Annotated in this window: 19 protein-coding genes; 8 read left to right on the top strand and 11 right to left on the bottom strand. The window is 73.9% G+C overall.

From position 1 onward, the window contains the following. Positions 1–154 precede the first annotated feature (154 nt). From CCE01nite_RS08320 to CCE01nite_RS08295, 5 genes are all read left to right on the top strand, one after another. Positions 155–1,228, top strand: a complete 1,074-nt coding sequence (locus CCE01nite_RS08320; protein WP_084142872.1) for an alpha/beta hydrolase — start codon at positions 155–157, stop codon at positions 1,226–1,228. A 428-nt stretch (positions 1,229–1,656) separates the two neighbouring features. Further along, positions 1,657–3,246 carry a glycosyltransferase family 2 protein gene (locus tag CCE01nite_RS08315; protein WP_034633294.1) on the top strand — a complete coding sequence of 530 codons (1,590 nt, stop codon included), beginning with the start codon at positions 1,657–1,659 and terminating at the stop codon, positions 3,244–3,246. Beyond that, positions 3,239–4,900 (top strand): glycoside hydrolase family 26 protein, encoded by a 1,662-nt coding sequence (locus tag CCE01nite_RS08310; RefSeq protein WP_084142871.1) that lies wholly within the window; start codon positions 3,239–3,241, stop codon positions 4,898–4,900. Before CCE01nite_RS08315 ends, CCE01nite_RS08310 begins: the two co-directional genes overlap by 8 nt. A 59-nt stretch (positions 4,901–4,959) precedes the next feature. Continuing rightward, positions 4,960–6,279 (top strand): UDP-glucose dehydrogenase family protein, encoded by a 1,320-nt coding sequence (locus CCE01nite_RS08305; protein WP_034633316.1) that lies wholly within the window; start codon positions 4,960–4,962, stop codon positions 6,277–6,279. Positions 6,280–6,797: 518 nt separating this feature from the next. Next, positions 6,798–7,589 carry a VOC family protein gene (locus CCE01nite_RS08295; protein ID WP_034633288.1) on the top strand — a complete coding sequence of 264 codons (792 nt, stop codon included), beginning with the start codon at positions 6,798–6,800 and terminating at the stop codon, positions 7,587–7,589. A gap of 74 nt (positions 7,590–7,663) precedes the next feature. Here the strand turns inward: CCE01nite_RS08295 and CCE01nite_RS08290 are convergent, their stop codons facing one another. The 3 genes from CCE01nite_RS08290 to CCE01nite_RS08280 form a co-directional block, all read right to left on the bottom strand. Next, complete coding sequence (locus CCE01nite_RS08290) at positions 7,664–8,275, bottom strand: hypothetical protein (protein WP_052104354.1); 612 nt, start codon at positions 8,273–8,275, stop codon at positions 7,664–7,666. A gap of 119 nt (positions 8,276–8,394) precedes the next feature. Beyond that, positions 8,395–9,660 carry a sensor histidine kinase gene (locus CCE01nite_RS08285; protein ID WP_211254591.1) on the bottom strand — a complete coding sequence of 422 codons (1,266 nt, stop codon included), beginning with the start codon at positions 9,658–9,660 and terminating at the stop codon, positions 8,395–8,397. Further along, a complete protein-coding gene (locus CCE01nite_RS08280; protein WP_034633286.1) occupies positions 9,657–10,337 on the bottom strand; it encodes a response regulator transcription factor in 681 nt (226 codons plus the stop codon). The genes CCE01nite_RS08285 and CCE01nite_RS08280 overlap by 4 nt, the downstream gene beginning before the upstream one ends. Positions 10,338–10,460: 123 nt before the next feature. Between CCE01nite_RS08280 and CCE01nite_RS21295 the strand changes: the two genes are divergently transcribed. Further along, positions 10,461–11,024, top strand: coding sequence for a hypothetical protein (locus CCE01nite_RS21295; RefSeq protein ID WP_034633283.1), 564 nt, complete (start codon positions 10,461–10,463; stop codon positions 11,022–11,024). Between the two features lie 160 nt (positions 11,025–11,184). On the opposite strand, the gene CCE01nite_RS08270 is transcribed toward CCE01nite_RS21295, so the two are convergent. From CCE01nite_RS08270 to CCE01nite_RS08240, 7 genes are all read right to left on the bottom strand, one after another. Continuing rightward, the gene (locus CCE01nite_RS08270) at positions 11,185–12,702 is read right to left on the bottom strand and encodes a trypsin-like serine protease (RefSeq protein WP_052104353.1); all 1,518 of its coding nucleotides are present in this window, start codon (positions 12,700–12,702) and stop codon (positions 11,185–11,187) included. Positions 12,703–12,815: 113 nt separating this feature from the next. After that, positions 12,816–14,111 carry a S1 family peptidase gene (locus CCE01nite_RS08265; RefSeq protein WP_141372168.1) on the bottom strand — a complete coding sequence of 432 codons (1,296 nt, stop codon included), beginning with the start codon at positions 14,109–14,111 and terminating at the stop codon, positions 12,816–12,818. Positions 14,112–14,252: 141 nt separating this feature from the next. Continuing rightward, complete coding sequence (locus CCE01nite_RS08260) at positions 14,253–15,890, bottom strand: S1 family peptidase (protein WP_170223952.1); 1,638 nt, start codon at positions 15,888–15,890, stop codon at positions 14,253–14,255. 232 nt (positions 15,891–16,122) lie between these two features. Further along, positions 16,123–17,664, bottom strand: a complete 1,542-nt coding sequence (locus tag CCE01nite_RS08255; protein ID WP_169744009.1) for a trypsin-like serine protease — start codon at positions 17,662–17,664, stop codon at positions 16,123–16,125. A 56-nt stretch (positions 17,665–17,720) separates the two neighbouring features. Next, positions 17,721–18,206: a hypothetical protein gene (locus tag CCE01nite_RS08250; RefSeq protein WP_141372165.1), complete on the bottom strand. Its 486-nt coding sequence runs from the start codon at positions 18,204–18,206 to the stop codon at positions 17,721–17,723. A gap of 232 nt (positions 18,207–18,438) precedes the next feature. Next, positions 18,439–18,870 carry an SUKH-3 domain-containing protein gene (locus CCE01nite_RS08245; protein ID WP_169744010.1) on the bottom strand — a complete coding sequence of 144 codons (432 nt, stop codon included), beginning with the start codon at positions 18,868–18,870 and terminating at the stop codon, positions 18,439–18,441. Between the two features lie 2 nt (positions 18,871–18,872). Next, positions 18,873–22,883, bottom strand: a complete 4,011-nt coding sequence (locus tag CCE01nite_RS08240; RefSeq protein ID WP_169744011.1) for an ALF repeat-containing protein — start codon at positions 22,881–22,883, stop codon at positions 18,873–18,875. Between the two features lie 450 nt (positions 22,884–23,333). Between CCE01nite_RS08240 and trmB the strand changes: the two genes are divergently transcribed. Further along, positions 23,334–24,074 (top strand): tRNA (guanosine(46)-N7)-methyltransferase TrmB, encoded by a 741-nt coding sequence (gene trmB / locus CCE01nite_RS08235; protein ID WP_034628792.1) that lies wholly within the window; start codon positions 23,334–23,336, stop codon positions 24,072–24,074. A gap of 24 nt (positions 24,075–24,098) precedes the next feature. Here the strand turns inward: trmB and CCE01nite_RS08230 are convergent, their stop codons facing one another. Further along, positions 24,099–24,560 carry a DUF5997 family protein gene (locus CCE01nite_RS08230; RefSeq protein ID WP_246056370.1) on the bottom strand — a complete coding sequence of 154 codons (462 nt, stop codon included), beginning with the start codon at positions 24,558–24,560 and terminating at the stop codon, positions 24,099–24,101. A gap of 186 nt (positions 24,561–24,746) precedes the next feature. Between CCE01nite_RS08230 and CCE01nite_RS08225 the strand changes: the two genes are divergently transcribed. Next, on the top strand, positions 24,747–25,697 hold the full coding sequence (locus CCE01nite_RS08225) for a LysR substrate-binding domain-containing protein (protein WP_218026457.1): 951 nt from the start codon (positions 24,747–24,749) through the stop codon (positions 25,695–25,697). The last annotated feature ends 41 nt before the right edge of the window (positions 25,698–25,738 follow it).

Raw genomic sequence — 25,738 nt, 5'->3', positions numbered from 1 at the left:
CCGGCGCGATCGTCGTGCTGTCCTCGCCGTTCCTGGACCTGGGACGGGCCGGCCGGGTCCGCCCGAGCCGCGGGTGCTGCGCCTCGCGCGCACCGCTCCCGGCTGGATGCGCCGTGGCGGGCTCGCGGTGCTCGGCGCGTGCGACGATCGGCGCATGCTCGACGACGCGCAGACGCCGCACGACGCGCACGCCCCCGCCCCCGGACGCCCCGGCGCGCACGCCGCGGCGGTCCGCCCCCCGGTCCACGTGAGCGAGCCCGTGCCGGACGTGCTCGGCGCCGGCTGGACCGCGCGCACGATCCACCTGCGCCCCGACGCGCAGGGCGAGGCCGTCGCGACGCTGGTGCACCGCGAGGTCGACCCCGTCGGAGACGGCCCGGAGCCGACGTCGCGCCGGGCAGTGCTGTACGTGCACGGCTTCGTCGACTACTTCTTCCAGGCGCACGTGGGCGACGCCTTCGCGGCGCACGGCGAGGACTTCTACGCGCTCGACCTGCGCGGGTACGGGCGGTCCCTGCGGCCGTGGCAGGAGCCCAACTACGTGACCGAGCTCGCGACGTACGCCGAGGAGCTCGACGCGGCGGTCGCGCTGCTGCGCGAGGACCACGACCAGGTCGTCGTGCTCGGGCACTCGACCGGCGGGCTCGTCGCGTCGCTGTGGGCGCACGCGCGCCGCGCGAGCAGGCCCGTCGACGCCCTGGTCCTCAACAGCCCGTACCTCGACCTGCGCGGCACGTGGTTCGAGCGGACGATCTTCACCCGCGTGATCGACGTCGTCGGCCGCCCCGCGCCCCGGCTCGTCGTCGGGAAGATCGCCGAGCACTACGGGACCGCGCTGCACTCCGCGACCGGCGGCGAGTGGGAGTTCGACCTCACCTGGAAGCCGCACGAGGGATTCCCGGCGCGCGCGGGCTGGGTGCGCACGGTGCGGCGCGCGCACCGGCGGGTCGCGCGCGGGCTCGCGGTCGACTGCCCGGTGCTCGTCCTGTCGTCGGACGCGACGGGGCCGAAGGACCGCTGGCACGAGCAGCTCCTGACGACCGACAGCGTGCTCGACGTCGCGCACATCGCCGCCCTCGCGTCGCGGCTCGGCCCGGACGTCACGTACGTCCCGGTGCCGGGCGGCGCGCACGACCTCGCGCTGTCCCCGGAGCCGGCCCGCAGCCGTTACCTGACCGAGGTCCTCGACTTCCTCGACACGCGCCTCGGGGCCCTGCGCGCGCCGTAGCACAGCACCCCCGGCAGCGCCCGGGTGAATGCAGGACAAGCGTCCAGGAGGCACTTCTGGACGCTTGTCCGAAAAAGGTGCGGAGTGCTTTTAGGGTGATTTACGGAATCGTGTCAATCGGACATTCTCGGAGGACCTTCGCAAGCCTTTAGTGGGGTCCGTCACACCGCCCAGAGAATTACCTTCCGGAGGGTTGCTTTTTCACCTCCGTCCGGGTGACTGTTGCTTCAGCCGTTCGGGGGACCGAGCGGCGAGTGCCGAAGCCACAGGGGGCTGGACGCAGATCCGGGTCACCCCGATCGGCGCCGGGGCGAGCGCGCCCACCACACCCTCGCGTGTCTCCTCGACGGTTCGAGCCGTCCATCGCTGATCGCCCCTCGCGGGCGGGCGCCGCTGTGCCCGCACGTCGCCGACACCTGAGGACCTTGATGTTCATCTTCCTGCTCCAGCTGCGCCACATGTGGGTGGACCACGCCGAGATCTACCTGTTCTCGGTGTTCTCCGCCCTGGTGTGGCTCCTCTGGGTCGCCAAGGTGGTGCTCTCGCGGCGCTACCGCCCGTTCACCGCCGAGCACCACGCCCGGACGAGCATCATCGTGCCCGTCGTCGACGAGCCGCTCGACCTGTTCCGGGACGTGCTGACCCGCGTGACGGAGCAGAACCCCGACGAGGTCATCGTCGTCATCAACGGCAAGCCGAACCCGGACCTGCAGGCGGTGTGCGACGAGTTCGCCCCGCTCGTGCGCTGGGTGCACACCCCGATCCCGGGCAAGCGCAACGCCGTCAAGATCGGCACCGAGATGTCGCGGTACGAGATCACGGTGCTGCTCGACTCCGACACGATCTGGACCCCGGGCGCGCTCAGCGAGCTCGTCAAGCCGTTCGCCGACCCGCGCGTCGGCGGCGTGACCACGCGTCAGCGCATCCTCGAGCCCGAGCGCTCCTGGATCACCCGCTGGGCCGACTGGCTCGAGAACTCGCGCTCGCTGTACTCGATGCCCGCGCAGTCGGTGCTCGGCCAGGTCGGCTGCCTCCCGGGCCGCACGATCGCGTTCCGCCGCGACATCCTGATGAAGGTCATGGACGACTTCATGACCCAGAAGTTCATGGGCGTGTTCCTCGAGGTCTCCGACGACCGGACGCTCACGAACCTCACGCTCAAGGCCGGCTACCGCACGGTGTACCAGCACACGAGCCTCGTCTACACGGACGCCCCGCTGCAGGTGAAGAAGCTCTTCAAGCAGCAGCTCCGCTGGGCCCGCGGCAGCCAGTACAACACCCTGCGCATGCTGCCCTGGATGCTCGGGCACGCCCCGGTCCTCGCGATGTTCTTCCTCGCGGACATCATCCTGCCGTTCCTGCTGGTCGGGACCCTCGGCGGCTGGCTGTACCGCGCCGCGACCGGCACCGGCGTGAACCTGTACCAGGCGATCCTCGAGACCTACGGCCAGCGCGCCGGCTGGGCCTGGGTCGTGAGCCTCATGGTCGTCTCGTCGGTCCTGTCCATGGCGATCCGCCAGATCCGCCACCTGCAGGAGGTCCCCTCGGACTTCTTCCGGCTGCCGATCTTCATCATCGTCTCGACGTTCTTCCTCATGCCGATCCGCCTCCTGGGCTTCCTGCGCATGGCGCACGCCTCCGGGTGGGGCACGCGTGCCGGCGCCTACGCCGGTGGCGAGAGCGAGGTCGACTCCGCGGCGAACCTGACGACGGGCGACGCAGCACCCGTGGCAGCGGCCGCACCGGCCCGCCGCCTCGCGCCGCAGGGCTCGACCGAGCCGATCGAGCCGATGTCCGACGAGCTGCTCCGTGAGCTCGACGCGCTCTACGGCACCGCGCCGGCCGACGTCGTCGACACCCGCCCGGGTGCCGCCGTGGCCGTCCGCGAGCGCCCCGTGCGCACCGCCTCGGCCGCGCCCGCGCAGCGCTCGCGCCGTCGCCACCTCAACCCCAAGGCCGGCATCCCCTACGTCATCGCGGTCGGGATCCTCGCGCTGGAGTCGCTCCTCTATGTCTGACCGCCGCACGCTCAGCGAGTCCGCCGCGGCCCTCGGCCGCGCCTGGTGGGCTCCCACGATCGGTCGCCTGACCGCCCGGGGGCGGGTCCTCACCGCCGCCGTGGCTGCCGCGCTCGTCGTGGTCGCGCTGACCGTGTGGAACACCCCGGACGTGTCCGCCACCGGACACCCCGTCGCCGCCGCGGCCACGGCGACGCCCTCCACGGAGGAGCGTCGCCTGGCCCGGGAGCTCGCGGCGGCACGCGAGGACCTCGCCGAGAGCCGCGCGCAGTCCCGGGGGCTGCGCGAGACGCTCGGCAAGGAGCAGGCGGCACGCCTCAAGGGCGAGCAGGAGGCGGCGGCCGCGCAGGGGGAGGCCGCCGCGAAGAAGGCGGCCGCCGGCACGGGGTCGTCCACGGGCGGGTCCTCGGCCCGCTCGGGCGCGGCCGGGAGCGCGTCGAGCACCAAGAAGGCGGCCCGCGAGCCCGGTACCGGGCCCGCGAACACGAGGAACCCGACGCAGCCGGCCGGTCCGGCGGCGCCGGTCACCCGGCGGCCCACTGCGCCGAGCAAGGCCGAGCTCGTCAACCCGACGAGGCGGCAGCTCGGGCTGTACACCGCGCAGGCGCCGTTCAGCTTCGCGACGTTCGACGACGTCGCGGCGAAGGCCGGGATCACGCCGACGACGGTCGGCTGGTTCAGCGGGTGGGACAAGCCGTTCCGCGCCGACGCCGTGACCGCGGCGTGGACGCGCGGCCTCATGCCGCTGCTCACGTGGGAGTCGCACCCCAGCGACGCCCCGAACGACGAGCTCGACCAGCCCGCCTACTCGCTGCCCGTCGTCCTCGGTGACCCCGCGGCCGGCGTGCCCGGGGCGTACGACGCGTACCTGCGCCAGTACGCCCGGGACGTGGTCGCGCTCGGTCTGCCGCTCGGCATCCGGCTCGACCACGAGATGAACGGCGACTGGTACCCGTGGGCCGAGCGGACCCAGACCGGGGAGCCGATCAACGGCAACCGGGTCGGGGACTACGCGGCCATGTGGCGCCACGTGCACGACATCTTCGAGCAGGAGGGTGCGGGCGACCTCGTCGTCTGGGTCTGGGCGCCGAACATCGTCAACAACCTGCCCGCGTCGCTCCAGGCGCCGGGCGTGCTCGAGGGCCTCTACCCGGGCGACGAGTACGTCGACTGGGTCGGGCTGTCCGGCTACAACCGCCCGCCGTACCGCGCGGGCAACGACTCGACGTTCGCCTGGACGTTCGGGCGCTCGCTCGACCAGCTCCGCGCGATCGCGGACAAGCCGATCCTGCTCGCCGAGATCGGGGCGTCCGAGGTCGGCGGCACCAAGCCGCAGTGGATCGCCTCGCTCTTCGAGGCCCTCACGCTGCCGGAGAACGACGACATCGTCGGCCTCGCGTGGTTCAACCTCACGGTGACCTCGACGGTCCGGGGAGAGCTCGTCACCAACGACTGGCGCATCGACTCGCGCCGCGCCTCGACCGAGGCGTTCACCGCCGGCACCACGAACCCGCTGGCCCGGTTCGTCGAGGGCTCCACGCCGCTCGACGCCGCCGGGGCGGCCGCACGACCCGCAGCAGCACCTGTCCACGCGCCCAGCGCGTCACCGGCCGCGTCGGCCACCGTCAGCACCGCACCCAGGGAGAACCCGTGAGCAAGACCACCGCCACCACCGTCGCCGCCGTCGCGGCCGACGCCACCGTCCCCGCCGGCCTGAAGATCTCGGTCTACGGCACCGGCTACCTCGGCGCGACGCACGCCGTCTCGATGGCCGAGCTCGGCTTCGAGGTCATGGGCGTCGACACCGACGCGAACAAGGTCGCCGCGCTCGCCGCGGGCAAGGTCCCGTTCTTCGAGCCCGGACTGCCCGAGCTGCTCGAGAAGCAGCTCGCGACCGGCCGCCTGACCTTCTCGACGGACCTCGAGGAGGCCGCGCGCTGGGGCGACGTGCACTTCATCTGCGTCGGCACGCCGCAGATGAAGACGAGCCACGCGGCGAACCTCGGCTACGTCGAGGCCGCCACGTCGACCGTCGCGAAGAACCTCACGAAGAACGGCGTCATCGTCGGCAAGTCGACCGTCCCGGTCGGCACCGCGGCCCGCCTGCGCGAGCTGATCGCGGGGCTCACGCCCGAGGGCGTCGAGGTCGACCTCCTCTGGAACCCGGAGTTCCTCCGCGAGGGCAAGGCCGTCGACGACACGCTGCACCCCGACCGCATCGTCCTGGGCGGCACGAACGCCCGCACCGAGGCGATCATGCGCGAGGTCTACGCGGGCCCGATCGCCGAGGGCACGCCCGTCGTCGTGACGGACCTCCCGACCGCCGAGCTCGTCAAGGTCTCCGCCAACGCGTTCCTCGCGACCAAGATCTCGTTCATCAACGCGATCGCCGGCGTGTGCGAGGCCGCGGGCGCCGACGTGACGGTCCTGGCCGACGCGCTGGGCCACGACGTCCGCATCGGCCGCCAGTTCCTCGACGCCGGTCTCGGCTTCGGTGGCGGCTGCCTGCCCAAGGACATCCGTGCGCTCATGCACCGCTCCAACGAGCTCGGCGCCTACCGTGCCGCGGCGCTGCTGCAGCAGGTCGACGAGATCAACATGGGCCAGCGCGAGCGCGTCATCGACATGACGATGGAGGCGCTCGGCGGCTCCGTCCTCAACCGGCGCATCTGCGTCCTCGGTGCGGCCTTCAAGCCGCTGACCGACGACGTGCGCGACTCGCCGGCGCTGAACGTGGCCGCGGCGCTGCACCTGCGCGGCGCGCAGGTCACCGTGTTCGACCCCGAGGCGGGCGACACGGCGCGGGCGAGCTTCCCGACCCTCTCCTACGCGACGTCGGCCGAGGAGGCCGTCGAGGGCACCGACGTGGTGCTCATGCTCACGGAGTGGAAGCAGTTCACGAGCCTCGACCCGGCCGCCCTGGCCAAGGTCGCGACGTCCCCGCGCATCATCGACGCGCGCGGCAAGCTCGACCCCGCCGAGTGGCGTGCCGCCGGCTGGGAGTTCCGGGGTCTCGGGCGCACCGCCGCCTGAGCTCCCGTTCCGTGTCCGGCCCATCCAACCGGACACGTCCGGCCCTCCCTGTGGGCCGGCTGCAGGCCCTGGGACAACGGCGTCCCAGGGTCGTGCGGCCTCTCGACCGTGCACCGGGCCCGCCGCCCGGGCGCACGTGGAGCAGGGAGCAGGGCCGGAGGCCGTCGCGTGACCAGGGGGGTCGCGTGGCGGGACCGGGCACGTCGGGGGGCGTGCAGCGGGACGAGGGCGGGCACGTCGGTCGTGCCCGCCCTCGTCGTCCCCGCGCTCGTCGTTCCCGCGCTCGTCGTTCCCGCCCTCGTCGTTCCCGCCCTCGGCGTCCCCGCCCTCGTCGTCGCGGCGCTCGTCGTCCTCGCGCTCGTCGTTCCCGCGGGGCGCGGCGGAGGGGTACCGGTCGCGCGGGGGGCAGCAGGTCCGGCGCCCGATCGTGCCGGGCTCGGCGGCGGCGCTCCGGCGTGTGGGAGCGCGGGTGTGGGATGTGGCCACGAGCAGTCGCCCGCCCGACCGAGGAGCACGCGATGATCCACGAGGAGCCCTGGCCCGACGGCACGCCCGGCTGGGCGGACGTGATGGTGCCGGACCGGCACGCCGCACGGGAGTTCTACGGCCCCCTCCTCGGCTGGGAGTTCGACGAGGGCTCCCCCGAGACGGGCTACTACACGACCGCGACGCTCGACGGCCACGCCGCCGCCGGGATCGGGACGCCGATGCCGGGCACCGAGCCCGCGCCGCCGGCCTGGACGACGTACCTCGCGACCTCGGACGTCGAGGTCGCGGCGGCGCGCGCGACCGCCGCGGGCGGGACGCTGCTGATGCCGCCGCTGACCGTGATGGGCTTCGGCTCGATGGCCGTGCTGGCCGACCCGACCGGCGCCGTCGTCGGGCTCTGGCAGGCCGGGTCGCACACCGGGGTCGACGTCGTCGGGGTGCCGGGCTCCGTCGTCTGGAGCGAGCACATGGGCACCGACTCGACGACCGCCCGCGCGTTCTACACGTCGCTGTTCGACTACCAGGTCGTCGACATGAGCGGGCCCGGCTTCGACTACGTGAGCCTCCAGCTCGGTGACCGGGAGGTCGCCGGGATCGGGCAGTACGGCGAGAGCATGCCCAGCCCGACCGGCGACCTGCGCCCGTCGTGGAGCACGTACTTCGGGGTGCTCGACTGCGACGCGTCGGCGGCGCTCGCGACGAGCCTCGGCGGGACGGTGCTCAGCGCACCCGAGGACACGCCCTACGGCCGCATCGCCGTGCTGCGCGGCCGGTTCGGCGAGACGTTCGCGCTGCTCGCGGAGATCCCTTCGGCGTCCTGACCTCCCCCGCGTGGGTGGCCGCTCGGTCGCACCGACCGGCCACCCACCGCGACGCACCTGTGCTGTGCGGCCGGTCAGTCGTCCGAACCGCGGCCGCGCGAGTCGTCGTCGTGGCTGTCGTCCGAGCCGCTGTCGTCGGAGCCCCGCCCGCGCGAGTCGTCGTCGTGGTCGTCGTCCGAGCCCCGCTCGTCCCGGCGGTCGTCGTCCGAGTCGCCCCCGCGGCCGTCGGAAGTGTGGTCGTCCCAGCCCAGGTCGTCCGAGCCGTGCCCGCCACCGACCCGGCCGTCGCTGTCGTCCCAGCCCAGGTCGTCCGAGCCGTGGCCCCCACCGACCCGGCCGTCGCTGTCGTCGGTGCCCGGGGCCGAGGACGGGCTGGAGGACGAGGACGGGCTCGCGGACGAGTGCGGGAACGGGCTGGCGCTCGGCACGGCGGACGGCGAGACGCCGGGCGTCGCGGACGGGCCAGGCGTCGGGTCGTCGTCACCGCCGCGCCGGTGGTCGCCCCCGCGGTCGTCGCCCACGCGGTCGTCGGGGCTGCTCGTGGGCGACGGCGAGACGTCGACGACGCGCGGCACGGACGTCGGGCCGTCGACGGGGGCAGACGCCTGCGCGAACGCGACGGCGCCCACGCCGACGAGGGCGGCAGCAGCGGTGAGGGTCAGGGTCGAGCGTCGGGTCCAGCGCATGTCAGGCCTCCGGGGGTGGATCGACGCGGTACCTCCGCGTCGACCTCACAGTCGCGCCGTGCCGGTGAGCGCGGCGGCAAGGCCAGGACAAGGTGCGGTTAAGGCGGCCGACCGGCTCGTCAGGCCGGGGGCAGCTCGAGCGTCACGCGGGCCCCGCCGAGGGGCCCGCGGTCGACGACGAGCCGGCCGCCGCCCTGCTCCGCCGTGCGCCGCGCGACGTCGAGCCCGAGCCCCGTCGAGCCGGCGCCACTGCGCCCGCGCTCGACGTCGCCCGGAGCCAGGCCCGGCCCGGCGTCCTCGACGACGACCCGCACCGGAGCGCCCGGCTGCACGGCGAGCGCGAGCGGGGTCCGCTCCGGGGTGTGCGTCAGGACGTTGTCGACGAGCACGTCGAGCGCGGCGCCGAGGTCCGTCGCGGCCACGCCGACGTCGAGCACCGCGTCGGGCACGTCGACCGTGAGGGGGCGGCTCTGGGCCGCGGCGAGCACCGCCCAGAAGCGTGCGCGCTCGCGCACCACGTGGGCGGCGTCGCAGCGCGCCCCGGACCGGGACGCCGCGGGCTCGCGTGCCGTGCGGACCAGGTCGTCGACCGCCTCGACGAGGTGGTCGACGTGCGCGGTCAGGCGCGCGCGCTCGCGCGGGTCGGGGAGCAGGTCGACGTCGAGCCGGAGCGCGGTGACGGGCGTGCGGAGCCGGTGCGACAGGTCCGCGACGAGCTCGCGCTCGGCGGCGAGAAGGTCCGCGACCCGCGCGCCGAGCCCGTTGAGCACGCGCCCGACGGCGGCGACCTCGGGCGGTCCGGACGGCTCGACGCGGGCCTCGAGGTCCCCGCCGCCGAGCCGCTGGGCGACCCCGGAGAGCTCGCGCACCGAGCGCGAGACGCGCCGGGCCAGCCGGTCGCCGGCGAGCGCCGTCCCGCCGAGCAGCACGACCCCGACCCCGGCGAGCACGAGCCACGCCTCCGTGACGCCCGCCCGGAGCTCGTCGTCGGGCACGTGGGTCCGCACGACCGTCGTCCCGCCCGCGCCCGCGACGGGGAGCAGCACGTCGACGCCGCCGTCGACCCGCGCCGTGAACGCCTGCCCGGAGGCCGCGAGGTCGACGGCCGCCGTGCGCGGCCTGGGGTCGCCGAGGCTCGTGCCGTCGGGGCGGAACACCGTGGTCGGGTGCGCGCCGGCGTCGTTCGCGAGCACGGCCGCCTCGAGCCGGGCGTCGTCCTGCGTCGCGCCGCCCGCGAAGACCGCGACGCGCTGCGCGTCGGTCCGGCCCTGCTCGAGCGCCCGCTGCTCCGCGAGCCCGCGCGCGAGGACCGCGAGCGGGACGAGGAACGCGACGAGCACGACCGACGTCATCGCGAGTCCGTACCGGACGAGGAGCGGCCTCACGGCGGCGAGGCGACCTTGACGCCCACCCCGCGCACCCGGTGCACGTACCGGGGGTGCTCCGCGGTCTCGCCGAGCTTCTTGCGCAGCCAGTGCAGGTGCACGTCGACGGTCTTGTCGGCGCCGCCGTACGGCTGGTTCCACACCTTCGCGAGCAGCTCCCGCTTGCTCACGACCTCGCCGGCGCGCTCCGCGAGGTACAGCAGCAGGTCGAACTCCTTGGGGCTCAGCTCGAGCGCGACCCCGTCCAGCACGGCGGTGCGTGCCCGGGCGTCCATCACGAGCCCCCCGACGGCGACCTCCGCGGGTGGCCGCTCGGGCTCCGCGCGCCGCAGGACCGCCCGGATGCGCGCGTCGAGCTGGTCGACGGCGAACGGCTTGACCAGGTAGTCGTCGGCGCCCGCGTCGAGCAGCGCCACGATGTCCCGGCCGTCGTCGCGCGCGCTGACGACGATCACGGGGACGTCGCTCACCGAGCGGATCATCGGGAGCAGCGTCGCGCCGTCGAGGTCGGGCAGCCCGAGGTCGAGCAGCACGACGTCCGGGCGGTGGCTGACGATGCTCTGCAGCCCCTCGAGCGCGGTCGGCGCGGTCATCGTCGAGTGCTCGCGCGCGCCGAGCGCCCGGACGAGCGCGGTCCGGATCGTCGCGTCGTCCTCGACGATCAGCACGTCAGCCACACCAGGGACGGTAGGCCATGACCGGCGTCGGGGGAGCCTCGTGCCGCGCGGGCGGGCACGTCTTGTCGTCCTCTTAACCGCGCCTTGTCCTGGCGCCGTCCGGCGGTGCGGCAGCATGCAGGCATGGACGAGAGCGGCAGCAGCCCCGCGGTGCCGACCGCCCGCGAGAGCGCCGGGGCGACGGCCCGGCGACGGCTCGCCGTCCCCGCCGCCTGGCTCGCCGCCGTGCTGCTCGCCGGGTCGGTGACCGGCTGGGCGGTGAGCGCGGTCGGGGGCCCGGGGAGCGGCTCGGTGCTCAGCGAGGCGGAGGTCGCGCGGCGGCTCGCCGCCCTGCCCTCGACCGGGTCCTCCCCGCCCGCCACGGCGACCCCGACCACGACCGCGACACCGGCCCCGGCGCCGACCGCCGCTCCTCCGGTGACCGAGCCAGCCGTCGTCGCGCGCGCCTGGGACGTCGAGGGCGGGAGCGTGGGCGCGGCCTGCCGCGGCACCGTCATCGAGCTGCAGTACGCGACCCCCGCGGACGGCTGGGCCGTCGAGGTGAAGCGCGCGGGCCCCGAGGAGGTGGAGGTCGAGCTCCGCAGCGGCGACGACCGGACGTCCGTGCGCGCGGCCTGTGCGGCGGACGGCACCCCCCAGCTGCACGACGACGGGGACGACGGCTCCTCCGGCTCCGACGACGACTGAGCTGCACGCCCCGAGCCCGGGTCCGGGGTGCGTCCACCCGCAGCCGCACGCGCCGGCGGGCGGCCGGCTGGTGCTGACCGCCCGCCCGTGCGTGCCGTCCCGGCTCGCTCGGGAGGCCATCGCGCACGGCGCCGCCCCCGGGTCCCAGCCGGCAAGTCGCCTACTGCCAGACGACCACCCATCCCGCGTAGAGATCGCCTTCCTTCACGTGCGCCTTCCCCGCCTGGTCCACGACGCCGATGCGGTTGCCCGACAACACCAACGACGTCACGCCGGAGGCCTCGAGAACCCACGTGGCCCCCAGGGGCCCCTCCTTCACGTGCGCCTGACCGTTCTTCAGGATGCCGATGCGGTTGCCCGACAGCGACAGCGACGTCACCCCGCTCGACTGGACGACCCAGTCGGCCCGCAGCCCGCCTTCCTTGACCCGCACCTCACCGCTCTTCGTCAGCACGCCGATGCGGTTGCCCGACATCACCAGGGACTTCACCCCGGGGTACACGACGACCCAGTCGGCCGACAGGCTGCCCTCCTTCACGTGCGCCTCACCGCCGTCGTTCACCACACCGATGCGGTTGCCCGACAGCACGAGCGACGTCACGCCGGTCGCCTCGACGACCCAGGGGGCGTACAGGTCGCCCTCCTTGACGCGCGCCTCACCGCCGCGGGTCAGCACGCCGATGCGGTTGCCGGACAACGCGATCTCCCGGACGTTCGTGAACACCGGCACGAAGGTGGCGGTCGTCGCGCCGTCCTTGACCCAGGCCACCCCGTCCTCCGCCAGGACCGCGATCCGGGTGCCGTCCACCACGACCTGCTTCGCGTTGGCACCCAGGAGCTGCACCCAGTCCGCCCGCAGGCCGCCGTCCTTGACCTGCGCCCGGCGGTCGTCCGTGAGGACCGCGATCCGGGAGCCGCCGAGCGCCACCTGCTGCGTGGGCGTCGTGCTCCGGGTGATCCAGTCGCGGAGGTCGTCGACGCGGGTGTCCCGGGCGGCCTGCCCGCTGGTGCTCGCGCCGAGGCACCCGCCCTGGTCCGCGGTGTGGTGGATCGCGACGAGCTCGACCCCGCCGGCGGGAGTGGTGCGCAGGGTCGGGCCTCCGGCGTCGCCCTTGCAGACCGAGGCGTCGGGCGAGGCTGCCCGCAGGTCCACCGTGCCCGGGTTCACGGTGGTGACGGTGTAGGTCGCCGCGTGGGCGACGTCCGGGACCCACTGCGTCGTGGTCCGGCCGTACCCGGTCACGGTGAGGTCCTCACCGGGAACGGGGCCTGTGGTCGCGACCGCCACCGGGGCCACGTCGGTGACCGGTGCCGCCAACCGGACCAGCACCAGGTCCCGGTCCGGGTGCGGCACGACGAGCGTCACGGCCACCTCGTGCCCCGCGGTGCTGGTCAGGTCCGTCCGCCCGACGGTGGCCGTGGTCCGCTCGGTCGGCGCGCCCTGGGCGACCGCGGCGCCGGGCGTCGCGGCGAAGCACGACTTCGCGGTGACGACCCACGACGGGCCCACCAGCGCTCCCGAGCAGGCGCGGACCTCCCCGACAGCGATCTTGACGGTCGCAGCCGCCGCAGCCCCGGTCGGTGCGCTGCCCTGCACCGCCGAGGCGGCGGGGACCACCCCCGCGGTCAGCGCCAGTGCGCCGGCGAGCGTCCGGACGACCCACGACCGCCGCGCCACCGCAGCTCCGCCCGCCCGGCTCCGCGTGCTCGACACCCGCGCTGCTCCCCGCTCGCCGGAGGTCGCTGCCGGGGCTGCGGTACGACCCTCTGCCGCTGCGTCGAACGGCGCCATCACCGGCCGTCCCAGTTGCCGACCAGCGGGGTGTTGTGCGCGTCGCCGTAGATGAAGACGTTGTCCGGGGCCGACGAGTCGTTCTGGTTGTTCAGGTACCACGTCGCCCCGAGGCGAGCCCCGGCCGTGTCGGTCCCGTTGCCGTCCCAGTCACCCACGACCGGGGTGTGCTGCGGGTCCCCGTAGATGAACACGTTGTCCGGCGCCGACGAGTCGTTCTGATTGTTCAGGTACCACGTCGCCCCGAGGCGAGCCCCGACCGTGTCGACGCCGTCGCCGTCCCAGTCGCCCACGAGCGGGGTGTGCTGCGGGTCCCCGTAGAGGAAGATCCTCTCGGGTGCGGACGCGTCGTTCTGGTCGTTCAGGTACCACGTGGCGCCACGCCGGACGCCGATCGTGTCGACGCCGTCACCGTTCCAGTCCCCGACCACGACGGTGTCGCCCGGGTTGCCGTAGAGGAAGACCTTCTCCGGCGCGGACGCGTCGTTCTGGTCGTTCAGGTACCACGTGGCGCCGCCACGGACGCCGATGGTGTCCGCGCCAGGCGTGGCCTTCGTGTTCTGGTTGACCCAGTCGCGGATGTCGTCCACGCGGGTCTCGGTGGCGCCCTGGGCCGTCGTCGCGCTGCCGAGGCAACCGCCCTGGGAGGCGGTGTGGTGGATCGCCACGAGCTCGACCGCACCCGTCGCGGACGTACGCAGCGTGGGACCGCCGGCGTCGCCCTTGCAGATCGTCGCACCGTCACTCGCGGCCTCGATGCCGAGGGTCCCGGGGCCGACGAGGCTCACCGTGTAGGTCGCCGCGTGCGCGGTGTCGGGCACGAGCTCGGTGGTGGTCCGCCCGTAGCCCGTGACGGTCAGCGTCTCCCCGGCGACCGGGGCCGTGGCGGTGACCTTCACCGGCGCCACGTCGGTGACGGCGGAGGCCAGCCGCACCAGGACCACGTCCCGGTCGGGGTGCGGCACGAGCCACGCCGCCGGCACGACGTGCCCGGCGGTGCCGGTCAGGTCGACGCGCCCGACCGTGACCTTCGTCGGCTCGGGCGGCGCGCCCCACGCCACCTGGGTCCCGGGCGCCGCGGTGAAGCACGACCTCGCGGTGAGCACCCACCACGAGCCCACGAGCGCGCCCGAGCACGCCCGGCTCTCCTTGCCGACCTCGATCCGCACGGTCCCCGCCGCGGCCGGCCCCGTCGGCGTCGAGCCCTGCACCGCGTAGGCGGCCGGCACCCCCACGCACGCCAGCGCCAGCGCCGCCACCACGACCCGGATCATCCCCGTCCTGCGCACACCCATCACTCCCCTGCTCGTCGGTTCGTCACAGCACCGGTCGATCGGCGTCCGTCGCGTGGCCCCGGACGCGCACCCGGACCGGCCGGCCGGTGCCCGCTGGTCACCGCGCGCGGACGGCACGACCGCCACGGCGCCGGCACCGCACTACCCGTGGAAGACATGGCACCCGAGCCCGGTGTTGTCCCCCGGGCCGAGGTTGATCGCGTAGACGCACGCCGTGTGGCTTCCCGGGCCGACCGCGCGGGTGTGCCCGAACCCCCGCGTCGGGGCGGTGCCGAACGCCGCGGCGACGTCGGGCCGGTTCAGGTCGGCCCGCACCGCGACCCCCACACCGTCGATGTAGATGTGCACGTCCGTCGGCGCGGACGTGTCCGGGTCCCACGCCCACCCGGAGACGGTGACCTCACCGGCGTTCACCGTGACCGCGTCCACCACGCCGACCGGGGTCCTGGTGTCGACCGAGAACGTGTGGCACCCGAGCCCGGTGTTGTCCCCCGGGCCGATGTTGATCGCGTAGACGCACGCGGTGTGCTCGCCCGGCGCCAGGTCTCGGGTGTGTGCGAACCCCCGCGTCGGGGCGGTGCCGAACGCCGCGGCGACGTCGGGCCGGTTCAGGTCGGCCCGCACCGCGACGCCCACACCGTCGATGTAGATGTGCACGTCCGTCGGCGCGGACGAGTCGGGGTCCCAGGCCCACCCGCTGAGGCTGACGCGGCCGGAGTCCGGGATCACGACGTCCACGACGCCGACCGGGGCCTTCGTGAGGATCGAGAACGCGTGGCACCCGAGCCCGGTGTTGTCGCCGGGGCCGATGTTGATCGCGTAGACGCACGCCGTGTGCTCCCCTGCGGCCAGGGTCCGGGTGTGGACGAACCCGCGCGTCGGAGCGGTGCCCCGGGCGGCGGCGACGTCCGGCCGGTCCAGGTCGGCGTGCACCGGGACCCCCACACCGTCGATGTAGATGTGCACGTCCGTGGGGAGGGACGTATCCGGGTCCCACGCCCACCCGGAGATCGTGACCTCGCCGGACTCCGGGGTCACCGCCTCGACCAGACCGACCGCTCGCTCCTGGGTGAGCGTCGCGTTCCACGTGATCCACTGGCGGAGGTCGTCCACGCGGGTCTCGGTCGCGCCCTGCGCGGTCGTGGTCGAGCCGAGGCACCCGCCCTGGGACGCGGTGTGGTGGATCGCGACGAGCTCGACGGCGCCCCCGGCGGTCGTGCGCAGCGCCGGCCCGCCGGCGTCGCCCTTGCAGATGGTGGCCCCCGGCTCGTCGGCCTGGAGGCCGATCGTCCCCGCCTCGACGGCCGCGACCGTGAAGGTCGCCGCGTGGGCGGTGTCGGGGACCCAGGTCGTCGTCGTGCGCCCGAACCCGGTCACGGTCAGCTCCTCGCCGGTGACCGGGGCGGTCGTCGCGACAGGGACCCCCGCGACGCCGGTGACCGGGGAGGCCAGGTGCGCCAGCACGACGTCCCGGTCGGGGTGGGGCACCACGCGGTCGACGCGCACGACGTGGCCGGCGGTGCCCGTCAGGTCCGTGCGACCGACCGTCGCGGTGGTGGGGAGCGTCGGGGCCCCGTGCGCCACGACGGCGTCGGGGGCGTCGACGAAGCACGACTTCGCGGTCACGACCCACGACTCGTTCAGCAGCGCCCCGGAGCACGCGCGTGCCTCCCCGACGTTGATCTTCACCGTCGCCGTCGCGGCCGCCCCGCTCGGCACGGCGCCCTGCACGGCGTAGGCGGCCGGTGCCCCCACGCACGCCAGGACGACCGCACCCACGGCGGCTCTGGCCACCCACGACCCACGCATGCCCATCAGTCCCCTGCTCTCGTGTCGTTCGTCCGCCGCGGGACGCGTGCCCGCTGCTCGACGGCTTCCCGTCGCATGCCCCTCGTGTGGACGCTTCTGCGACGACCGACCGGGTGAGCCGACCGTCGCTCTGCGAACCCTCCCCCGCGTGCGGAGGGGCCGACGTCGCCGGGCGGGTCCACCGCCCGGCGACGTCATGGCCTCACTGCTGCGGGATCAGACCCAGCCAGGCCGGGGGGACGTCGACGTAGCGCTTGTCCGCCAGCGCGTCCCAGTCCGCAGGCGTGAGCAGGCGCTTCTTGCCGCCCTCGACCCGGTAGATGGCGCCCGACGTCACGTCGCGCATCACGTGCGACCCGCTCGGCACGGTCCCCGTGACCTGTCCCAGCAGCTTCGCCGGGACGTCCGTGTACGCCGGGGAGCCCAGCCGCTGGTACTCCGCCGGCGACAGGACGTACTTCGCGCCGCCGAGCGTCTGGTAGATGCCACCGGTGGTGCGGTCACGCAGGAGCGCGTACGACGTCGGGACACCCACCGGGACCCGGGCGATGAACCCCGACGGGACCGTCAGGTACGCCGGCGAGCCGAGCGCCTGCCACTCCTCGAGCGAAAGCGGGTACCGGGTGCAGCCGACGACCTGGTGGATGACCCCGCTCACGCGATCGTGCAGCAGGACCGGCCCGCCGGGAGCCCCGGCCGACACGTTCGCGATGAACCCGGCCGGCACCTGGACGTACCCGGGCTTGCCGAGCGCGATCCACTCGTCCTGCGACAGGCCGTAACGAGCACCGCTGACGACCCGGTGGATGGTGCCGTCCGGGTCGCGGAGGTACGTGTTGTCGCGCGGGGCGGACCGCAGCGCGTCCACGGTCGCCTGCGACACGTCCGTGTAGGCGCGCAGGCCCATCGCGGCCCAGTCCGCGTACGTGAGCTCGTACTTGCCGCCGCCCGCGACGATGAAGATCTTCCCGCTCGGGACCCGGACGAGCTGCCCGTCACCGATGTTGGGGGTCCCCGCCGGCACGATCGGCGCCGGGGCGCAGTCCGGCCGGATGTTCTGGGTGAGCCAGCCACGGAGGTCGTCCACGCGGGTCTCCGTCGCGCTCTGAGCCGTCGTGGTCGATCCGTGGCACCCACCTTGCGACGCGGTGTGGTGGATCGCGACGAGCTCGACGCCGCCGCCGGTGGTGCTGCGCAGCGCGGGCCCGCCGGCGTCGCCCTTGCAGATCGTCGCTCCGGCGCTCTGCGCCTGGATGCCGAGCGTGCCGGCGTCGACGACGCTCACCGTGTACGTCGCGGCGTGCGCCGTGTCCGGCACCCACTGCGTCGCCGTCCGCCCGTACCCCGTCACCGTCAGCGCCTCGCCGACGACGGGGGCGGTGGCCGCGACCACGACCGGAGGCACGTTCGTGACCTCCGTCGCCAGCCGGACCAGGGCCACGTCACGGTCGGCGTGCGGCACGACCAGGTCGACGGCCACGGCGTGGCCGGCCGTGGTGGTCAGGTCGGCGCGGCCGATCGTGACGGTGGTGGGCACGGCGGGCTTGCCGAGCGGCACCGCTTCACCGGGGGTCGTGACGAAGCACGACTTCGCGGTGAGGACCCACCACGAGTCCACGAGCGCCCCGGAGCACGCCCGGTCCTGGCCGACGTTGATCTTGACCGTCGCCGCCGCGGCCGGACCGGTCGGGGCGGCCCCCTCTACCGCCTGCGCGGCGGGGACGCCCACCCCCAGCAACACCACCGCCGCGACACCAACCCGAGCCACACACGACCCGCGGACACCACCTCTGGTCGCGGTCACTCTGCGCTCGTCTCCCACGTACCGAACCGCAGCTCGAGCAGGATCGACTTGGGCGCCCTCGCGTTCGCAGGATCGACATCCAGTCCTACCGTGCGGTTCGCCGGCACGTCGTAGGTCTTCTCTTCTCCGCTCTGCAGAAGAGCGGTTGCCTCCAGCGGCTCGTCCCCACCCCGCACCGCGGCCGTCTCCGGCACCTCCAGCGTCAAGAACCCCCGCGTCCCCGAGGTCTCGAAGCAGTAGTTGACCACCTTCCGTACCGTGCCCGTGATGATGTGCTTCTCGACCTTGATCAGTGCGGCATCGCACCAACCGTCCTCCGACGGTTCGAACAGGATGTGACCGTCGCCGGCGATCAGCTTCAACCCGTGCTCCGCCAAAATGGCATCCGCCCCCGGGTAGGCGAAGTCCTCCACCAGCGACGACTCCACCTCGGCCCCGGCACCGTCGGCCGCCACCGCCGCTCCGCCACCACCCAGTGCCACGGCGACACCTACTGCCGCGGCAGACAACCCGACCCAACCCACAGCTCGCTTCATGCCATTCTCCGATCTGTTGCTCGTGATCAAGCGGGGTGACCGCTTCTCGAAAAATCGAACCGGCGACACGCCTCCGTGATGCACAGATCGACAGATGCGATCAGGATCAAGGAGCGATGAGATCAACGCGGTTCCGTCAGCCGCGACAGGCGCCTCGCCCAGCGATACTCGCTCTCCTTTAGTCAGGAAGCCGACGATCGAACATATGCATGCTTGCTGGGTCGACGAGGAGCCATTGAATAACTTCCTGAATATTCTGCCCAATGCGTCCGTACTGAAGGTCGAAGCTCCCCCAGAACTCTCCGACCTCGTCAACCCAGAGCACCATGTCGGAATAAAAGCCCACCGGGGTCACCGCTCGCCCGATGTCTTCGCCGTACGCCTCACACAGCTCGGCGTCAGTGCGAGCGGCGATCCCGTCCATGTCGAATTCCAGCGAGTTCTTGCCATCCTCGGAAAGGACCACCAAACCCAAGAGCTGCGCGATGAGCTCGCGATAAGGAGGGACCACGGCGTACCCCGACGCTTGCAACCGGCTGACGGTCTCGTCGACGTCGACTCGTCGAAACTGCGTCCAGCCTGCCCGGTGGAGCAACTCGAATGCGCTCATCGTCATTGCTTCGGCACCCAGACCTCGCAGTTCCGACACGGCGGGTCGACCTGGCCGGTGCGAGTGAATACGGTGATGATCTTCAGCCGGTCGAGGATCGCTCGCTGCTCCACGATGTCGGCAACTCCTTCTAGTTGCCTTGTGCACGCAGCAACCTCACCACAGTTGTTCACCGGCCAAGGACGGACCGATTCGGTGGGCATCCGCTCCTGCAAGCCCGCAGGCGGCGTCAACAACTCGCCGGAGAACCCCGTCGTGACCCTCCCCGTGACCGGGTCGACGGCCGCGGTCGTCTTCATCGGCAACTGGCGAACGGCGAACTCCTTGGCATCCCGCGCGTTCCGCGCGTCTCGCGCGGTGTCCTCGGCAGTCTTTCGAGCGATGGCCGCAGCGTCGGCAGGGTCGGCGACGACGATCGTGTTGGAAGTGCCTGTGGGCTTGTTGGTCTGCCCATTGTGCACAACCTGAAGCCCCGCCCCCGGGTCGATGCTGGGTAGCGGCGTGCAGTCCGACGGCCCACCACCCGCGCGGGCCGTCGACACGTTGAGCGCCAGGGCCATGGGGCGCTCGGCAACCGGGGCCGACAGGGCCGTGCGCGCCTGCGACGTCGCCATGTTCACGATGGAGCAACCGCTCACCCTGTTGGCGAGGACTGCCGCTTCATCGGCCTGGGCGATGACCATCTTGATCGTGCCGCGAAGCTTGTCGACCATTTTTGTGACCTTCGCCAGGCCGGCCGCCGCGCCGATCCCGGGGATCATCGCGCCCATGGACAGCAGCGCACCGCCCCAGTCACCGCGGGCGGCCGAGACCGCCACGTCGAGGCCGTCACAGACCTCACCGGCGCCGGGGATCAGCCCGCACACGCCCAGGGCGAGCTGGGCGAGGTCCCACTTCAGCTCGTCGTTGCCGCCCGCGACCTTCTGGAACTCGCTGTACATCCGGCAGCCCAGGGAGTCACGGTTCGACGGCGTGTCGCACTTGGCCGGGTTGAGCAGCGCCTTGCCGAAGGCCACGAGCCCGTCTTTGCACATGCCGGGGGAGCCCAGGGCGGTGTCGACCGACGTCAGGCAGTTCCAGTACCGCTGCGTCTCGCTCGCGGTCGTAGCGCCGGCGGGGGCGTCGCGGGGGGCGCTGCCGGGCTCGGTGCTGCGCCTGGCGCGCTGCACCTCGCGTTCCCGAGCCGTGTAGGTCGCTGCAGCGGCCTGGGCCGCCTGCTCGGCCGCCGCGGCATCCTGTGCGGCCGCGGAAGCGGCCTCGCGCGCGGACGACTTCGCGAGCTGAGCGGACGCGGCATCCCTCGCCGCACGGCTCGCCGCAGCGCCCGCGGTGACCGCGGAGCGCGCTGCTCGGTCCGCCGAGGCCTGTGCCTTGGTGGCGGCGTCCTCGGCGGTCTGGGCAGAAGCGGCTGCCTGCTCGGCGGACGTCTTGGCTGCGGCGGCGGACTGGATGGCCTGGTCGGCGTAGACGGCGGCCTGGTCGGCTGCAGCCTTCGCCTGGCTGGCGTGAGTGGCGGCCTCGGCAGCCGCACCCTTGGCCACCGCGGCAACGCGCCGCGCCTCGGCGGCGTCTTCGAGAGCCTTCTCGGCGTACCGCTGTGCCTCGCGGACCAGGACCTGCACCGCGTGGACGTGCGCGGCCTGCTCCGCGTCTCGTTGGGCCGCCTCGTACTGACCGACGGTCAGGAAGTAGCTCGCGTACGACGCCGGGCCGGCCAGGGCGACCTGGGCAGCAGCCTCGACCTCAGGGCCTGCGGTCTCCAGCATCCCCAGGATGCGCAAGCGATCGTCGGCGGCGCGGGCGACGTGCTGCCCGGTGCGGAGGAACTCGTGAGCCTCCTGCGGGGTTCCCTCCAACGCATCCTGCGTCGCGTTGTACAGGGTCACTCCGGGGTTCGCTGCCAGGATCCGCAGCATCGCGGAGCGGTCGTCGACGACCTTGCCGGGGTACGCCCGAGTCCTCAGGAACGTCGCGACCGCAGCGTCATTCCCCTCGAGGGACGCCCGCGCCGCCGTCTTCTCCGGTCCGTCGGGCAGGGTGTCGACCAGGTGCCATACCCGCGCTCGGTTGTCCTGCCCTGCGGCCTGAGTACGACCCTGTGCGAGCCAGGACCGCAGCATCACCTCGTCCCCGGCAAGCGCCTCCGCGGCGGCGGCCTTGGTCCACTCTCCGCCGGTGCCCACCAACGCCAGCGCCGCCCGTCGCCCGAAGCTCAGGACATCACGGACGGCGGCGCCCTCAGCGCTCGCCTTCGCCAGTAGGTTCCGGGTGGACTGGGAGACCCTGTCGTCCTCCTCGGTGTCCCACGCCACTCCTCGGTCCCACCCGGCAGCGATCTCCCCTGCCACGGCGCCCGCAGCCCGCTCGGCGGCCGCGGCGTCCTGCGCGTCGCTGATTCCCTGATCCGTCGCCTCCGCGAGCCGGGCGGCGTCGGCATCCCGAGCGAGCTTCTGGACCTCCTCCGCCTGCCGTGCAGCCGCGACCGCGAGCTCGGACGCTGCGGTGGCCTGCTCGGCGTGGGCGGCCGACTCGGCCGCGGCCTGACCCGCGGCCCCGGCCTGCGCAGCAGCCTGCTCCGCAGCGGCCGCGGCGCGCGTCGCGTGCTCACCGGCCTTCTGCGCGAAGTCGAAGGCCTGGTCCGACGCCGCCGCCGCCGCCTGCGCGAACCCCAAGCTCCGCTGGGCTGCCTCAGCCGCCCGCGCGGCCTCCGCCTTGGCGGCTCGCGCAGCGGCCTTCGTCCGCTTCGCCTGCGCCGCGGAGACGCCGGCCTGACCGGACGCCTTGTCGGCAGCGACGGCCGCCGCATCAGCGTTCACGCTCGCGCTGATCGCCGCCGTCGCCGCCTTGGCGGCCTCGTCCAGCGCCGTATCGCGCTCCTTGCGGACTGCCTCCAAGGCAGCCACCTGCGCCGCTGCCTTCCGCGCGGCCTCGGCCGCCGTGAGCGCGTCACCCGCTCGACCTGCATCGGTGCGTGCTGCCGCGGCCGCTGAGTGCGCAGCCGCAGCCGCCTGGGCCGTCAACGACGCCGCCGTCGTCGCCTTCCGTGCCCCGTCTGCAGCAGCCTGCGCAGCGCGCAGCGCCGCGCTCGACGCCGAAACCGCCTCTGAAGCAGCCCCTTCTGCCGCGGCTGCCGCGTCCGCCGCGCGGCCCGCCGCTGACGAGGCCCCCTCCGCAGCACCGCCCGCAGCCTTGGCCTCCGCCAACGCCTCCTGGGCGGCGGATCTCGCCAGCTCCGCCGCGCTCTCCGCGCGCCCCGACGCCTGCGAAGCTGCCAACGACTCCGTCGCAGTCACCTGACCGGCCTGCTTGCTCTGCTCGGTCAGTCCGCGGACGGTGGCCATCTCCTCATCGCGTGCCCGCGCGACGTGCTGCCCGTTCACCAAGAACTCGTGCAGGTCCTCGGGAGTGGGTTTCTTCTCAGCCGTGCCCTCGAGAGCGACCTGCGCCGCCTCGTCCAGCGCCGGACCGCTGTTGTTCTCCCCTCCGTCGACCATCGTCAGAGCGAGCAACCGCTCGTCGTTGTACTGCACCGTCGCCAGCTCCGAGGACAGGAACTCCGACGACGCGGCCGGATCGGAGCTGTCCAGCGCCGCCTGCGCCGCCTCGTACGTGTGCGGCCCGCTCGCCTCCAGGAGTGCGATCACCCGCAGGCGCTCGTCGTCGTACCACGCCGACTTGAAGCCTCCGTCGACGAACGCGCGCAGCTCCGCTGGCGACCCGGCCAAGGCCGCGGACGCTGCGCTCTTCACGTGCGGACCGTTCGTGCTCGCCAGCACGTCCGCCGACGTTCGGTAGTCGGCATCCAGCGCCTGGTCGAACCCGGAGTCCGCAAACGCCTCGAGGTCCGCGTCCGACCCCAGCAACGCCGCCTCGGCGGCTCGCCGCACCGACGGTGTCCCCGACGTCAGGAGCGACACGGCCCACGACCGGTGAACGTCGGCAGAGGACGTGTCGTCCTCCACCGTGGCGACAGCGGGCAGCCCACCCACCGTCACCGCGACTGCCGAAGCCACGAGACCAGCAACCAACGACCGCCACGCCGTGCGCACCACGAGCCCCCTAGAGATCCCACCCTGACGACCGCCACCACCCCGGTGGAGATCGCGAAGCACTGCCCGACGAACCGGCACGGGCCGGCACGCAAGCAGGGCTGCCGTCGCTGACGGCAGACGTGGCTGAGCGCTGGGCGTGAGGAAAGGAGGGCCCGCAGAGGGCAGCGTCGACTCACGCAGTGCCCCCTGCGCAAAGAGGACGAATCCCCTTCGGGCAGGGATGCTAGCGCCCTCACAGGCGCTTGTGGGAAGCCCCCGGATGAACATGCGGAAGCGGGCACGCTGTCCGGCGTGGCAGCTCGGCGTGTCCGAACGTGCTGGTCGCAGCCACGAGCGTCGCGGAGCGGGCACCGGGACCGCCCTCCGGAGCCGGCATCGACCCCGGTCCCGTCCGGCTCGTACCCTGGCCCCGTGGGTCAACCGTCGCAGGGCTTCCGGCACGTCGCCGCCACGCCGCACGCCCCGGTGCGCACGTTCCACCCGCGTCGGGCCGCGCTGGGTGCGGCCCGGGAGGACGCGCTCGCGCGGCTGTGGCCGGTGCTCGGTTTCTCGGTGCACGACGACGCGCACGGTCCGATGCCGCTCGACGTGGACGGGCGGCTCGACACCGCCACGCTGTTCGGCCGGTCGGCGCCGCTCGTGCTCGAGATCGGTTCGGGCATGGGCGAGACCACCGCAGCGATGGCCGCCGACGACCCGGACCGCGACTACCTCGCCGTCGAGGCGCACCTGCCCGGGCTGGCGAACCTGCTGGGTCTCGTCGAGCAGGCCGGGCTCACGAACGTGCGGGTCGCGCACGGTGACGCGCTCGAGCTCGCGCGCCACCGGGTACGGCCCGACTCGCTCGACGCCGTGCACGTCTTCTTCCCCGACCCGTGGCCCAAGGCCCGGCACCACAAGCGCCGGATCGTCCAGCCCGAGCACGTCGCGCTGCTGCGCTCACGCCTGCGCCCGGGCGGCACGCTGCACTGCGCGACGGACTGGGAGGAGTACGCCCACGCGATGCTCGACGTCCTCACGGCGGACCCCGAGCTGGAGAACCCGGCGGGCGGCTTCGCGCCCCGGCCCGCGCACCGGCCGGTGACGAAGTTCGAGCAGCGCGGGCTCGACCTCGGGCACACCGTGCACGACGTGGTGGTGCGGCGGCGCTGAGCCACAGGCGTCACCCCGCGCGCGTCACTCCGCGGGGTCGGCGACCGGCTCCGCGACGGCGTCGTCGTCCGCGCCCAGCTCGTCGCGCGTGCCGTCCGGGCGCTCGCCGATGCCCTGCTGGCGCTCGCGCAGGCGCTGCTCCTCGCGGCGCACCTCCGCCTGGATCGCGCGCTCGCGCGGGAGCCACGACGGCGGGTTCTCGATGAGCTCGGTGATCTGCGCGCTGGTCAGCGCCTCGGTGACGCCGCCGCGGGCGAGCCCGCTGATCGACACGCGCAGGCGTGCGGCGACGACGTTGCGCGGGTGCGGGCCGTCGCGGTGCAGGTCCACGAGCCACTGCGGCGGGTTCTTCTGGAGCTCGGCGAGCTCCTCCCGGGAGATCTCGGCGCGCTCACGGAACTCCGGCGGCGTGGCCGGCAGGTACACGTCGAGCTTCTGCGCCGCTGTGGAGGGCTTCATCGTCTGGGACTTCTTCGCGGCGCTCACAGGGCCCAGGGTAACGAGTCGCCCGGGTGGGGACGGTGCGCCGCCGGGCCGGGCCGCGCCGTCGGCCCCCGGAACGCCGCCGGGCGTCGCCCCTCCGGGCCGCACGACGCCGCCGGGTAGCCTGACCGGGTCCGTGCCGCCCGGCGCCGGCCTCCCTCCGGCGCCCGACCGGACGACGCACCGGAGGTGCCTGTGCCCGACGACGCGACCGCCCCGACGCCCGACGGCGTCTCCCCGTTCCGGCTCCTCGTCGTGCCGGGCGTCAACCCCGCGAAGTGGCTGCGGGTGTGGTCCGAGCGCCTGCCCGACGTCCCGCTCACGCTGGTGCAGTCGACCCCGGGCGACCAGGGGTCCGCCCTCGCCGGACCGGACGTCGACGCGGGGCTCGTGCGCCTGCCGGTCGACCGCGACGCGCTCAGCGCGATCCCGCTCTACACCGAGACGAGCGTCGTCGTCGTGCCCAAGGACCACGTCGTGACCGCGGCCGACGAGGTGACCGCCGCCGACCTCGTCGACGAGACGCTGCTGGTCCCCGCCGACGACGTCCTCGCGTGGGCCGAGCCGCCCGGCACCGCGCCGCTCGTGGACCCGCCCGCCACGACCGCGGACGCCGTCGAGCTCGTCGCCGCGGGGGTCGGGGTGCTCGTCGTGCCGCAGTCCCTCGCGCGCCTGCACCACCGCCGCGACGTGACGTACCGGCCCGTGACCGACGCCCCGACGTCGACCGTCGCGCTCGCGTGGGTCACCGACCGGCACGACGACCGCGTCGAGGAGATGATCGGCATCGTCCGCGGCCGCACCGCGAACAGCTCACGCGGCCGGGCGGCCGGCGGCGAGCCGGCGGCGCGTGGCTCCGGCACGGGGGCGACCGGCACGGCGGGCACCGCGAGGTCCGGCACGGCGAAGTCCGGCAGCACGAAGTCGGGCACCGCCAAGTCCGCCACCGCCAAGTCCGGCACCGCGAAGTCCGGCACCGCCAAGTCGGGCACCGCCAAGTCCGGCACCGCCAGGTCCGGCACCGCGAAGTCGGGCACCGGCAGGTCCGCCACCGGCGACCGCGCCGCCGCGGCAGCGCGTCGGCGCGGCAACGCCGCAGACGGCGGCGCACGCAAGGGCCGCGGCGGCCGCCCCCGCTGATCCCGGCACGTCGACGACGTATCGCGGCAGCCGCCCGGACG

It is taken from the genome of Cellulomonas cellasea, from assembly GCF_006538745.1.
GTDB lineage: Bacteria > Actinomycetota > Actinomycetes > Actinomycetales > Cellulomonadaceae > Cellulomonas_A > Cellulomonas_A cellasea.
Note: the sequence above shows the minus strand (reverse complement) of the source record. Positions and strands in the feature narration are given on the sequence as shown.

Coding starts and splice junctions, on each gene's coding strand:
- CCE01nite_RS08310 (WP_084142871.1), top strand. CDS start 3,239: ATGTCTGACCGCCGCACGCTCAGCGAGTCCGCCGCGGCCCTCGGCCGC.
- CCE01nite_RS08315 (WP_034633294.1), top strand. CDS start 1,657: ATGTTCATCTTCCTGCTCCAGCTGCGCCACATGTGGGTGGACCACGCC.
- CCE01nite_RS08265 (WP_141372168.1), bottom strand. CDS start 14,111: ATGGGTGTGCGCAGGACGGGGATGATCCGGGTCGTGGTGGCGGCGCTG.
- CCE01nite_RS08245 (WP_169744010.1), bottom strand. CDS start 18,870: ATGAGCGCATTCGAGTTGCTCCACCGGGCAGGCTGGACGCAGTTTCGA.
- CCE01nite_RS21295 (WP_034633283.1), top strand. CDS start 10,461: ATGGACGAGAGCGGCAGCAGCCCCGCGGTGCCGACCGCCCGCGAGAGC.
- CCE01nite_RS08320 (WP_084142872.1), top strand. CDS start 155: ATGCTCGACGACGCGCAGACGCCGCACGACGCGCACGCCCCCGCCCCC.
- CCE01nite_RS08290 (WP_052104354.1), bottom strand. CDS start 8,275: ATGCGCTGGACCCGACGCTCGACCCTGACCCTCACCGCTGCTGCCGCC.
- CCE01nite_RS08295 (WP_034633288.1), top strand. CDS start 6,798: ATGATCCACGAGGAGCCCTGGCCCGACGGCACGCCCGGCTGGGCGGAC.